Raw genomic sequence first — 12,686 nt, forward strand, 5'->3', positions numbered from 1 at the left:
TAATTTGATTTCATGTTTCGCACCGAGTTAGAGTGATTGATATCTAAAAAATTAAAATGACTAATACTTAGTATTTAAATATCAATTATTACTGTGTATTGAATTGCTATAAAGTTACAAACTTGGAATTTCAGTTTGTTAATAATAACCCATTAGCATACAATATAATATCTCATGTTTATTTCAGAGACTTCATTAGCTGTTTAAACGATTGTTTTTACGTTCAACAAATGTGTTTTTAGCTTCTTTTATTGAACGTTCCAATTCAGGATTATTGCGTCTGATTTCTTCAACAACATCTTTCCAGTAAAATACTTCATCTTTTATATTATTAATTGCAGATGGTTTTTGAGGACGGTTGCCTTCTTTTCTATCTTTGATAGATTGTTTTAAAGACTGTCTTGTTGATTTGTCTGCTAATGTTGCTGCACCTCCGATGATGGCACCTATTAATATTCCTGGAATTAATTTGTTTTGCATTATATTTTACCCCTCTCTTAAGTTTGCATCTTTAATTATAAAATTAATTAAATTATCACAAGATGATTGTACCATTTTATAAACACCTTCGAAATTATTTGTATAATAAGGGTCCGGCACATCAGTCTCATCCATATCACTAAAGTCTAACAATTTGTATAATTGACCTTTAATGTTGGGATTGATTTGTTTAATGTTCTCTACGTTACTTTGATCCATTGCAATGATATAGTCAAAGTCATCATTAGGTTGAAACAATTCGCTAATCATACCGTCGAATGGTATGTTATGCGAGTTTAGAATTGCTTGAGTCCCTTCATGGGGAGCTTCTCCTAAATTCCATTTCCCTGTACCTTTAGAGGATACATTGATATCTTGAATGTTTCTATCTAGTAATTTTTGTCGCATAATGGCTTCTGCCATAGGCGAGCGACATATGTTACCTAGACACACGAATGCTACAGTTGTCATATGAGTACCTCCAAATTTATATAATCCTCATTCCCATTTTAAAGCTTTTTCAATCATTTCTAAAGGGGGAATTATGATAAAAGTTTTACAAGGTAGTTAAATTTGATAAAATGAGAAAAAAAGAGGTGAATAATTTGGCAAATAATAATGAACAAATGATAGACGAAATAAGAGGACGCTTAAATCTTGTGAATCAAAGCGTAATTGATCCGGGGAAGTTTAAAACAGCGAATGAACAAGAGATTCGTGAAATTTATGATTATGTAACATCGAAGGCGTCATTTACGCCAAGTGAAGCATCAGCTATTGCAGAGGCACTTGGTCAGATTCGTCAATAGGAATGGAGTGAGTAAATATGACTCAATTACAAGATAAACTTAAACAATATGCCGAACTTTTAGTAAGTGTAGGTATGAATGTTCAAAAAGATCAACCAGTATTTATTCGTTCGAGCGTAGATGCGCTTGAGTTAACACATTACATAGTAGAAGCTGCTTATCAACGTGGTGCTTCTGACGTTAAAGTCGAATATAGTGACGATAAGTTATCACGTTTGAAATTTGAAAATGAAACAGTAGAACATTTTGAGCAAAATGAAGTTAAATCATATGAAGTTGAAAAACGCATGGATTATGTTAAAAGAGGTGCAGCAAATCTTGCGTTAATTACTAAAGACCCTGATTTATTAAGTGGTATAGATGGGGATAAATTATCCGCTTTTCAACGAGAGTATTCAATGGCATATAAAGGTTATATGGAAGCGAGTCAAAAAAATCAATTTCCTTGGTGTGTAGCAGCGTTTCCATCTAAAGCATGGGCAAAACGTGTCTATCCAGAACTGTCTGAAACAGATGCATATTATAAATTTATTGATGAAGTACTAGATATTGTGCGTGTAGATGGTAATGATCCAGTTATGAATTGGCAAAAACACGTGGACAATTTAAGTCAACATGCTAAAAGGTTGCAACTTAAAAACTATAAAGCTTTTCATTATGTGTCAGAAGGTACAGATTTAGAGATTGGTTTACCTGAAGGGCATATTTGGGAAGATGCTACGAGTTATACAAGTGAAGGTCAAGCTTTTGTAGCTAACATACCTACAGAAGAAGTTTTCACTGCACCACATCGATTGAAAGTTAATGGTTATGTTACGAATAAATTGCCGTTAAGCCATAATGGCAACATTATTGATAATTTTACGTTAACATTTAAAGATGGTGCTGTAGTTGACTTTAAAGCTGAAAAAGGAGAGTCAGTATTACGTGACTTATTAAATACTGATGAAGGTGCAAAACGCTTAGGAGAAGTAGCACTTGTACCTGATGATTCACCAATATCAAACAGAAATACGATTTATTATAATACATTATTTGATGAAAATGCTTCATGTCACATTGCTTTAGGTGCGGCATATGCTTTCAATATTGAAGGCGGCACAGAAATGACAACGGATGAAAAAATAGAACACGGACTTAATGATTCGTTGGTTCATGTCGATTTTATGATTGGTAGCCGCGATTTAACTATTTATGGTATTACACAAAATGATGAAAAAGAACTAGTATTTGAACAGGGAAATTGGGCAAAGTAAGATATAACGGTTAATAAATTTACAGTGTTTTGATGTGATTTCAGAACACTGATTTTTATTAGTTAAAAGCAAAGGAATGGATTATATTATGGGAAATGTAAAGCGTAAGTCAATGTCTGAATCAAGAAGTGTTAAGGAACGACAAGTATTTCCGCAAGATACAAACCATTTACATACTATGTTTGGTGGTATGTTGATGGCAAATGTGGACGAAATTTCTGCAATAACTGCAACGAAACATAGTAATTCTCAAGTAGTAACAGCTTCAACAGATTCTGTTGATTTTTTAAAACCGATTAAAACTGGTGATATTGTGTCATATGAAGCTATGGTGTCATATGCAGGGCAATCATCGATGGAGGTTTGTGTACAAATCATTATAGAAGATATTATAAGAAATGAGCGACATTTAGCAGCGTTAAGCTTTTTAACTTTTGTTGCACTAGATGAGGATGGTAAACCACAAGAAGTACCTCAAGTTTATCCAGAGACACAAACTGAAATGTGGTTTCATGACACAGCGCTTGCACGAGTGAAACGTAGAAAAGAACGTAGAAATGAAAGTAAAGAAACCATAGCATTCTTAGCAAATGCTCAAAATATGAAATAGAGATTGGAACGATGAAATCTAATATAAGGATAAAAAAGCGGCTAGGACCATTAATGATCTTAGCCGTTTTTTATCATATTAGTATAGCTCGAGCCAATTTTATTTTTATAATTGAATTTAAACCATACGATACATTTTGTTAGCATTTAAAGCATCGTATGTAATGAGTGCATAGCTTTTTCTTTTTCTTTAAAATCAGTTTTTGGATAATACATGTTTTTTACAAGAACATTAGGACCAAGACAACTAAATGATGAACAATGACAATTAAGTGATTGTGCGAGTGAGGAGTTTAACCAATGGTTAAATACATCGGGTAATTTATCATTTTTAATATTTGAAATAGTGCCGTTTTCGTCTCCAAAATCTGTGACAATCACATTACCTGTAAACACATTAACATTTAATCTGTTTCTACCATCTGGGTCATTGCGCATTGTGACATTTGGTGTATCACGCAAACGTTGAAGTAACGCTTGGTCATTTTCGTCATTAATACATGGATAAATGGGTAGCGTACCAAATAGCATCCATAAGTCTGGATCACGTAAATCTAAAAGTTGGTGTATCGCTGCTTTCATGTCTTTAAGTGATAATACATCTAATTGACTTGCAAAATCTGCAGGATACATCGGATGAATTTCATGTCGTTGACATTTCATATCATTAACGATTTCTTTATGAATCTTTTCAAGATGTGGTACAGTACTTTGATTTAACATTGTTTCAGCTGAGACAAACATACCTTGATCAGAGAGAGTGCTAGAATTTGTAAGCATCTGATCATATAATTTAAGTTTGGCTTTTAAAGGAGGTTGTTTATCCATGGCTCCAAAACCAACGTCTGTAAATTCATCGATGGTACCCCAATTGTGGGAAATGTGCATAACGTCTATATATTCAGCGATATCTAAATAGCGATCTAGTGGTAGTGTAAGATTCGAATTCATTTGCGTATAAACACCACGGTCATAAGCATATTTTAATAATGGTTTAACGACATTTTTAATAGATTTCTTCGAAAACATAGGTTCTCCACCAGTAATCGACATTGTTTTAAGATCTGGTATCTCATCGAGGCGACGATAAATTAAGTCCATAGGCAGTGGGTCAGGGTCGGCTGTTTGCAATGTATATCCAACCGCACAGTGACTACAACGCATATTACATAAATTAGTCGTAGTAAACTCTATATTACTTAACGTTAAACGATTGTGCTCTTGCATGTCATTGTAAGCTTCCCAAGGGTCATTGTTTATTGAAATTGGTTTCTTTGAATTAGTAATATGTAGATTTAGCATAAATTAAACTTCCTTTTTGTTAACTTTGTACTTAGGATAATTGAAAAATAAATATATTTTAGTAATTGCATCATAGCATAATAAATAATTTAATTTATAAGTAGTGATATGATTTATAAAATAAAGTATGTATGATTTTGGAGGAATGAAAACATTAAACAAACCAGACATTCAATTTAATATTATTAAGACTATACCAAAATTTGTCAAATCCATGTTAGGATATAACTATCATAATAAAAGGAGTCATTTTTAAAAATGGATGAAAATCAAACAATTGATCAAATAAAGGCTAGATTAGAAAAATTTATCGATGACATTGACCATGTTAATCCAGATGAAGTTAAAGTGGAAGATATTGATGAGTGGATTGGCTTACTCGATCAACTAGAAGAAAAAGTTAAAACTGTTTCAAGCTCTTCTGACTCAAATAACGCATAAATAAATGAAAATAAGAAACTATGTTTAAATCCTAGTTATTTAGTCTATATTATATGTAGAACTTAAATAGAGAAAGGTGATTATACATGGCGAAAAAAGTAGCAATCATAGTAACGAATGAATTTGAAGATAGCGAATTAACAAGTCCTAAAGAAGCTATTGAAGAAGCAGGACATGAAACAGTTGTAATTGGCGATGAAGCAAATAGTGAAGTAGTCGGCAAACACGGTGAAAAAGTTACAGTAGATTTAAGTATTGCAGATGCTAATCCTGAAGACTATGATGGATTATTGATTCCTGGTGGATTTTCACCTGACCACTTGCGTGGAGATTCTGAAGGTAGATACGGCACATTTGCAAAATACTTTACTAAAAACGATGTTCCAACCTTTGCAATTTGCCACGGACCACAAATTCTAATAGATACTGATGACTTAAATGGTCGTACATTAACTGCAGTATTAAACGTTCGTAAGGATTTGGCTAATGCCGGAGCACAAGTTGTCGACGAATCTGTAGTGGTAGATAAAAATATCGTTACGAGTCGTACACCAGATGATTTAGATGATTTTAATAGAGAGATTGTAAATCAACTTAACGACTAAGAGTAACGTTAATTAAATAAAATAGTAGTTTAATTTTGCATAACTGGAAAAACATATGATAACGCATATTGATAAGTGATATATTTAAATTTATCATGAAATAATATGTAAGTGTCACTGTTTTTCCAGTTTTTTTATGGAAATGTAAGTTATTTTATGTGGTTTGATCATAATGTAAAACTTCATGTTGAGGATGGCATACACCCTTGGACTGATTTTTACAATTAGCTCTAGATAAACGTTTAAACTATTGATAAACTCACTTATAATGATATGAGAGCAACATAAAGGAGCTACCGCATGAAAAGAAGCGATCGATATAAAGAAAGTAAACACTATAAAGCAAAAGGTTCGAATATACCGCACCACAATACTTACTCACAACCTGTTAGTAAGCCAAAGAAAAAGAAAAAAGGAATCGGATTGTTATTTAAACTATTAATGCCAATCATTCTCATAATAGGCGTTTTTATTGGTGCAATGTATGCTCTGTCTTTAAGAGCAGATGTTGATGAATTAAAAACAATTGAAGACAAAGAAAGCTTTGTTTCTGCTTCAAATATGCCTGATTATACAAAAGGCGCATTTATTGCTATGGAAGATGAACGATTTTATAAACATCACGGATTTGATTTTAAAGGAACTTCAAGAGCACTTTTTTCAACACTAAGTGATAAAAGTGTTCAAGGTGGTAGTACCATCACACAACAAGTAGTGAAAAATTATTACTACGATAATGAACAGTCATTTACTAGGAAGGTCAAAGAATTATTTGTCGCGCATAGAGTAGAAAAAAATTATGATAAAAATGAAGTGTTAAGTTTTTATATGAACAATATATATTTTGGTAGCGATCAGTATACTGTAGAATCTGCAGCGAATCATTATTTTGGTGTGACAACAGATAAGAACAACCCTAATTTACCACAAATATCAGTGTTACAAAGCGCAATCTTAGCAAGTAAAATTAATGCGCCAAGTGTGTATGACATAAATGATATGTCAGGGAATTTTATTAATCGAGTTAAAACAGATTTGGAAAAAATGAAACAACAAGATTATATAACAAATGAACAATATGAAAATGCTATACAAGAATTAGGTGTTTAACTAAATAAAGCAGCAATATGAAATCTAGTACTAAGAGGGATATCATATTGCTGCTTTTTCTATATTTAGGATTAAGCATCTATAAACTGATTTATGTTGTTCATCCTAATATGGATAAAATTTTTAGCCTATTAATGCTATAATTTAGTAATACATATTATGAATTAAAATTAATTTTAAATATACTAGACACTATAATTCCATTCATAAACAATATAAGTTATCCTAATAAGTGGAGTGAGGATTATGCCTAAAATTACTAAAATAGAAGTACAGAAAAAGAATAAAGAGCGCTTTAATTTATATTTAGATGGTGAATTTGAAATGGGTATCGATATGGATACGTATATTCATTTCAATTTAAAAAAAGACCAGATGGTCGAAGCGCAAGATATGGAAAAAATCCAAAACTATGATCAATATAGACAAGCTGTAAATACAGCGATTCAATATATATCTTATCGGAAGAGAACAGATCATGAAGTTATACAACATTTACAAAAAAAAGAAGTTTCAGAATCTGTAATAGCAAAGGTAATAGAATACTGTCATGATCAACGTTTGATTGATCATAATGATTATGCTAATAGCTTAAAAAACACTATGATTTTAACTACTGACAAAGGTCCAGGTATTTTCAAAGAAAAATTGCGTGAAGCTGGTGTCGAACAAATGATTATAGATGATTATGTAGAAAAATATGAAGCAGAACAACCATTAGAAGCGGTTGTTAAAGTAGCGAATAAGATTTTAAAGCAAAAAAAGGGACCAGTAGTAAAGAGAAAAGAAAAATTAACTCAGTCATTAATGCAAAAAGGATACTCATTTGAAAAGATTAAAGAAGTTATGGATGAAATGGATTTTTCTCAACCAGAAGAAGAATTAGATGGTTTACTACAACAAGAATTAGAGAAAGTATATAACAAACAGTCTAGAAAATATTCGGGCAGAAAATTGATTAATAAAACCATTGAAGGTCTCATGAGAAAAGGCTATAAATATGATAAAATTAAAGGTAAATTAGAAGAGAGTGGTATAGTCGATGGAACAGAAGAAATTGAGTGAAATGAGTGAAATAGAATTACGTCACGAAATTCAAAGTTATAAAGAAAAAATGAGAAAAGCAGAAATGAATGGTATTTTAAATGAATATGATGTCTATCAAAGTAAAGTTATAATTGCAGAAAGCTACTTAGTTGATAGAACAAAAATTGAACTAGGGAAAATATACAAATTAAATGATGGCACAGGAAGCTATTTTAAAGTTGAAAGATTAAAAGGTGTATTTGCATGGGGCTTTAGAATTAAAAGTGCAGAACCTGAAGAAGGTTTACCTATTGCATTATTAAAATTATAGAAGGATGAAGATAGGATGGGTAGTTCAATTATATTAAAGTTACTGAATGTAACGCATTATTATAGAAATAGAAAATCCAAAAAATGGTATCAACCCTTTGGTTATGATGCAGAAGATATAGAATTGAATAATATTAATCTACATATCTATCAAGGTGAAGCCTTAGGTATAATTGGTGAAATCGATTCCTCTAAATCATTGATAGGTCGTTTGTTGAGCGGTGAAATCAAACCAGATAAGGGTAAAGTTGTGAGAAAGACAGACATGTTTTTCGCGGATATTGAAGATAAATCGTTGTTATCTTTATCTGTAAGTGATTATGTGAAAAATGCAATTACATTCTTCCAATATAATACTTCTGAACATAAAGTAGAACAAATAATAAAGTTCTCACATCTTCATAACGCAACAAATGCACCAATTAATTCTTTAACCGATCAACAGTATGCTCAATTGCAATTTACGTTGGCTAGGACCTCTAAAGCTAGCATTATTATCATGAACCAAATCTTACATAATTTGGATGAAAGTTATTTTGAAAAAGCAATTGAATTAACAGATGAATACATAAATAATAACTTAACAATAGTTATGATAGATGATGATGTAAATCGCATTTCAAGAGCTAGTAATTATTTAGCTTGGATTTCTCACGGACAATTAAGAATGGAAGGTTCAATCAAACAAGTATTGCCTGTGTTTAAAGAACATGAAAAGGATAGACAATCATTAAAGAATGAACAAGAGAAAGATAATTTTGATGTGGACTGGAAAAAAAGTAGAACAAGAATTCCAGAATTGACTTATAATTTTAGGAGAATTGAACGTTATAAACACGCAAAGCCGCCTGTTGCGTTGGTTCGTTTTTGGACTTTATTTACGGTTTTCTTTATGGGCCTGTTATTTATGGCATTATTGATGTTTAATGATTTAGGTAAACTTGAGATTGGTGAAAATCAAGACCAAGCCTCTATTCAAAATCAACAGAAAAACCCGTATGAAGAGAAATTGGCGTATGGTATTGTATTAAATGATGCTGTTAATTTAGAAAACATGAATAATGGTAAGAAAATGAATGCAGATCAATATTCCTTTGTAACAATCACTGGTGAAAATTCTAAAAATTATCGTATTGTTGTAGATAATAACAATTATAAAATTGCCAAAAATAAATTACGCTATTTTGATCCTGCGGGATTATTTGAAGAACATAGCTTGAAATCATTAGCGCCGTATATGCATACGAATTATAGTAATTACAATGAGTTTTTTAACAGTCATTTGCATAAAAAACATAATAAAGTAACAGACTCGCTTGTACCTGAAAATGGGAAAGATAATCGTTTTAATGTACCAATTGTACAACAACCAATTTCTATGATTTTTGACGATCAAAATAAATTAACTGGTTTCACTTTCCCTATTAAAGATAAAAAAGAATTGAAAGACAAATTTGATATTGAAAATAACTTCTGGATTACTAAATCAGGCGATGGTTATTTCATGGCAGATTTAAAGCATAATAAATGGATTTATATTGAATTGTAGGTGTAAAAGATGATTGATAGTATGATTAGCTATTTTAAAAATACGCCATATTTAATGAAACATGCATATCATCGTTTGAAATCAAAGTGGATGTGGTTAGCAATACCGTTCGTGGTAAGCATTGCTATGTTACTTATAATGATGTTGATATTTCATTTAAGTGGTACTGAAGAAATTAAGCAAGCACGTGGTTATTTTAGATTATCTTCATTAGTCTGTTTTGCATTTATTTGGGTTGCGATATACCAAAGTTACAACACATTTAAAACCGATTATTTTATAGTGAAATTATTTAATTTAAACCCTATTTACCAAAATATTCTTATTGCGATTGTTACAAGTATAACTATGTTGATTACACTCATAATTATTATCTTAGCAACGCCAGTAAATATTGAAAGTTCTATATACTCTGCATTATTTTATGTTGTTATGACTATGCTGTTTATAGTAGTGATATCTACACTTTTAGGTCTAATTTCAATTATACAAAGTAAAGTTGATATCATATTCTATGTTGTTACATTTATAATGTTCTTTACTGTGCCAATTATTTTTATTCCTAATAGTGATACCTCCATATGGTTGCATATTTTAATGTTGAACCCTTTGTTCTATCTTGTTGAAGGTATTTCACAATCTGTAGTGTTAGGTGCATTGAGTTTAAATAATATTCCATATCATTTATATTTTGTTTTGTTTTTAGCAATGATATGTGTATTTATCTATGCATTGTATAGAATAATAGCGCATAAAAAATATGCCTATGCGCAATCACTTTCAAATAAGGAAGAGACTACACAAGAAAATCAACAAAATGATGAAGCGTAACATACAACAGAATATCAAATGTATAACCTTAATAGTATGAAAAATTCAAATTATAGATGACTTTTAAATTAAAGTATTAGTTTCTTTGTTTTAAAGATAGTATTTGAATATGTAACAGAAAACTGGAGGCAACCGTTAAAAAATAACGTGTGCCTCCAGTTTTATTAATGAAATATTGATTTTTACTTTGCAAATAATTTACGTTGTAATTTATCTTCACTAAATACCCAACCAATGTATGAATGGTCTATCTGCATATTTTTATCTAAGTGAGCAATAGCAACAAAAGAATAGTGACTATTTTTTAAATAACGTAAATCAACTAGCCTTATTTCGGTAGTACCATCCTCTAATTTTTTGGCTTGCCAGCGATAAATAGAAGAAAAATTAAGGAAAGTTCTGATATTTTTATCATTCTTTACATATTGCATTAAATCATCATTAGGAAATGATTGCCGTTTACCTTTATCACTGAATACTATATTACGCCCGTAACTTCTTCCTACATAATCGTGTTCTTCAGTTTGAATAGCAACGCGCCATTGCATAAAACGAATAGTGGGTGCTACAAAAACTTTTACAGGGTTATGTTCTTGTTTAATTTGCTTCAATGCTTGTTGTTTAATTATCGCTTGCATTCTAAAACGTATCATATAATATACTACAAGAATAGCGATGATAGGGAAGAAAGCGACATATGGATGAATACCAATTAACCAAAATAATATGCCTAAGCACCATAATATAAAAATAATAGGATCAAATGTATTGATTACGCTTAACTGAATCCATTTATTAGTAACCGGTCTAAGCGCTTGTGTACCATAAGAATTGAAGATATCTACAAATACATGAAGAAATACAGCAAGTTGAGCCCATAGCCAAACATGTGTGGTATCTACATTTTTAAAAAATGTGAAAATGAAAAGCGTAATTAATAAAGGCCATAGAATTGTAAAAGGTATTGAATGTGTTATCCCTCTATGATTGGATATATAAGTAGCATTATCTTTTAATTTAAAAACCGTGTCACCATCAGGTATTAATGAACCAACTACTAACGTTGTAGCTGTTGCTGCAAAAGAACCTGCCATAGCTGGGTCTTGGGTAGCTAATGCAGTGAGTCCGATACCCATGACTATATGTGTTCCTGTATCCATAAGTATTCACTCATTTCATGTCAATATTATATTCATTATAATCGAATATGCATAATTTTAAAAATAACATACTATGTTAATCATAAAAAACTTTTACTAAACTAAAGAAAGAGATGTGGAAAATGTTTAATGAACAGAAATTTAAAAACAATCTTGTAACATGGTTTGACACCAATCAACGCGAAATGCCATGGAGAGAAACTTCAAATCCTTATTATATCTGGTTAAGTGAAGTCATGTTGCAACAAACACAAGTAAAAACTGTTATAGATTATTATCATAGATTTATTAATCGTTTTCCTACAATTGAAGATTTAAGTAACGCAGAAGAAGATGAAGTGCTAAAATATTGGGAAGGCTTAGGTTATTATAGTAGAGCGAGAAATTTTCATACTGCAATTAAAGATGTCCATGCAAACCATCGTGGACAAGTGCCTAATTCACCACAAATATTCGGTGAGCTGAAAGGTGTAGGACCGTATACACAAGCCGCAGTGATGAGCATTGCATTTAATTTACCTTTAGCAACTGTTGATGGAAATGTCTTTAGAGTATGGTCAAGATTAAATAATGATACTAAAGATATTAAATTGCAATCAACAAGAAAAACATATGAGAAAGAATTGCAATCATATGTTGAACAAGATTCAGGTACATTTAATCAGGCTATGATGGAATTAGGAGCTTTAGTTTGTACACCTAAAAATCCACTGTGTTTATTTTGTCCTGTACAAGAAAATTGTGAAGCATTTGAAAAAGGGACTGTCGAGGACTTACCTGTAAAAACAACGAAAATTAAAAAGAAACATGTAAAGCAATATGTATATATTGTTAGAAATGAAGATAATCAATTATTAATAGAAAAAAGAATGCAGAAATTGTTAAATAATATGTGGGAATTTCCAATGTATGAAGCGGACGAAGCAGAAAATATTAATACGAAACTTAATACAAATCTCCAATTTTCAGAAGTCCCTATTTATAAATTAAAGCATCAGTTTACTCATATTACATGGGATATTGAAGTATACTTAGCGGATAAAGTAATTAATAAAATGGATGTTGATTTACCTGAAAATATGACATGGATGCACGTTAATGAGAAAGAAATGTTTAATTTTCCTGTGAGTATGTCGAAAATATTTAAATTCATTTCGACACATGGTTAGACTCGTTGT

15 protein-coding genes are annotated in these 12,686 nt (G+C 31.0%); 11 read left to right on the plus strand and 4 right to left on the minus strand.

Annotated features, from left to right (window positions below; all coding sequences use genetic code 11):
* Positions 1-195: 195 nt before the first annotated feature.
* Together LG295_RS05240 and LG295_RS05245 are read right to left on the minus strand one after the other, a co-directional pair.
* The gene (locus LG295_RS05240) at positions 196-480 is read right to left on the minus strand and encodes a hypothetical protein (RefSeq protein ID WP_107555508.1); all 285 of its coding nucleotides are present in this window, start codon (positions 478-480) and stop codon (positions 196-198) included.
* Positions 481-486: 6 nt separating this feature from the next.
* Positions 487-951: a low molecular weight protein-tyrosine-phosphatase gene (locus LG295_RS05245; RefSeq protein WP_107557954.1), complete on the minus strand. Its 465-nt coding sequence runs from the start codon at positions 949-951 to the stop codon at positions 487-489.
* Positions 952-1,085: 134 nt separating this feature from the next.
* Between LG295_RS05245 and LG295_RS05250 the strand changes: the two genes are divergently transcribed.
* The 3 genes from LG295_RS05250 to LG295_RS05260 all read left to right on the plus strand — a co-directional run bounded on the left by LG295_RS05250 (position 1,086) and on the right by LG295_RS05260 (position 3,155).
* A complete protein-coding gene (locus LG295_RS05250) occupies positions 1,086-1,289 on the plus strand; it encodes a DUF1128 family protein (RefSeq protein ID WP_107557955.1) in 204 nt (67 codons plus the stop codon).
* Between the two features lie 17 nt (positions 1,290-1,306).
* The gene (locus LG295_RS05255; protein ID WP_107530783.1) at positions 1,307-2,545 is read left to right on the plus strand and encodes an aminopeptidase; all 1,239 of its coding nucleotides are present in this window, start codon (positions 1,307-1,309) and stop codon (positions 2,543-2,545) included.
* A gap of 88 nt (positions 2,546-2,633) precedes the next feature.
* Positions 2,634-3,155 carry an acyl-CoA thioesterase gene (locus LG295_RS05260; RefSeq protein WP_107557956.1) on the plus strand — a complete coding sequence of 174 codons (522 nt, stop codon included), beginning with the start codon at positions 2,634-2,636 and terminating at the stop codon, positions 3,153-3,155.
* A gap of 146 nt (positions 3,156-3,301) precedes the next feature.
* Here LG295_RS05260 and yfkAB read toward each other — a convergent pair whose 3' ends face one another.
* The gene (gene yfkAB, locus LG295_RS05265; RefSeq protein ID WP_107557957.1) at positions 3,302-4,456 is read right to left on the minus strand and encodes a radical SAM/CxCxxxxC motif protein YfkAB; all 1,155 of its coding nucleotides are present in this window, start codon (positions 4,454-4,456) and stop codon (positions 3,302-3,304) included.
* Between the two features lie 258 nt (positions 4,457-4,714).
* Between yfkAB and LG295_RS05270 the strand changes: the two genes are divergently transcribed.
* The 7 genes from LG295_RS05270 to LG295_RS05300 all read left to right on the plus strand — a co-directional run bounded on the left by LG295_RS05270 (position 4,715) and on the right by LG295_RS05300 (position 10,348).
* The gene (locus LG295_RS05270) at positions 4,715-4,897 is read left to right on the plus strand and encodes an SE1561 family protein (RefSeq protein ID WP_107555513.1); all 183 of its coding nucleotides are present in this window, start codon (positions 4,715-4,717) and stop codon (positions 4,895-4,897) included.
* An 86-nt stretch (positions 4,898-4,983) separates the two neighbouring features.
* Positions 4,984-5,502 (plus strand): type 1 glutamine amidotransferase domain-containing protein, encoded by a 519-nt coding sequence (locus LG295_RS05275; RefSeq protein WP_017722811.1) that lies wholly within the window; start codon positions 4,984-4,986, stop codon positions 5,500-5,502.
* Positions 5,503-5,802: 300 nt separating this feature from the next.
* Positions 5,803-6,612 carry a monofunctional peptidoglycan glycosyltransferase SgtB gene (gene sgtB, locus LG295_RS05280; RefSeq protein ID WP_107557958.1) on the plus strand — a complete coding sequence of 270 codons (810 nt, stop codon included), beginning with the start codon at positions 5,803-5,805 and terminating at the stop codon, positions 6,610-6,612.
* A 246-nt stretch (positions 6,613-6,858) separates the two neighbouring features.
* Positions 6,859-7,677, plus strand: coding sequence for a recombination regulator RecX (recX, locus tag LG295_RS05285; RefSeq protein ID WP_107557959.1), 819 nt, complete (start codon positions 6,859-6,861; stop codon positions 7,675-7,677).
* Complete coding sequence (locus LG295_RS05290; protein ID WP_107530790.1) at positions 7,655-7,969, plus strand: YfhH family protein; 315 nt, start codon at positions 7,655-7,657, stop codon at positions 7,967-7,969. The genes recX and LG295_RS05290 overlap by 23 nt, the downstream gene beginning before the upstream one ends.
* A gap of 15 nt (positions 7,970-7,984) precedes the next feature.
* The gene (locus LG295_RS05295) at positions 7,985-9,517 is read left to right on the plus strand and encodes an ATP-binding cassette domain-containing protein (protein WP_404476631.1); all 1,533 of its coding nucleotides are present in this window, start codon (positions 7,985-7,987) and stop codon (positions 9,515-9,517) included.
* Positions 9,518-9,526: 9 nt separating this feature from the next.
* The gene (locus LG295_RS05300; protein ID WP_107558679.1) at positions 9,527-10,348 is read left to right on the plus strand and encodes a sugar ABC transporter permease; all 822 of its coding nucleotides are present in this window, start codon (positions 9,527-9,529) and stop codon (positions 10,346-10,348) included.
* Positions 10,349-10,530: 182 nt separating this feature from the next.
* Here the strand turns inward: LG295_RS05300 and LG295_RS05305 are convergent, their stop codons facing one another.
* Positions 10,531-11,508 carry a metal-dependent hydrolase gene (locus tag LG295_RS05305; RefSeq protein WP_318832769.1) on the minus strand — a complete coding sequence of 326 codons (978 nt, stop codon included), beginning with the start codon at positions 11,506-11,508 and terminating at the stop codon, positions 10,531-10,533.
* 122 nt (positions 11,509-11,630) lie between these two features.
* On the opposite strand from LG295_RS05305, the gene mutY reads away from it, so the two are divergent.
* Complete coding sequence (gene mutY, locus LG295_RS05310) at positions 11,631-12,677, plus strand: A/G-specific adenine glycosylase (protein ID WP_318832770.1); 1,047 nt, start codon at positions 11,631-11,633, stop codon at positions 12,675-12,677.
* Positions 12,678-12,686: the final 9 nt, after the last annotated feature.

The sequence above is a fragment of the Staphylococcus pseudoxylosus genome, assembly GCF_044794325.1.
Taxonomy (GTDB): domain Bacteria; phylum Bacillota; class Bacilli; order Staphylococcales; family Staphylococcaceae; genus Staphylococcus; species Staphylococcus pseudoxylosus.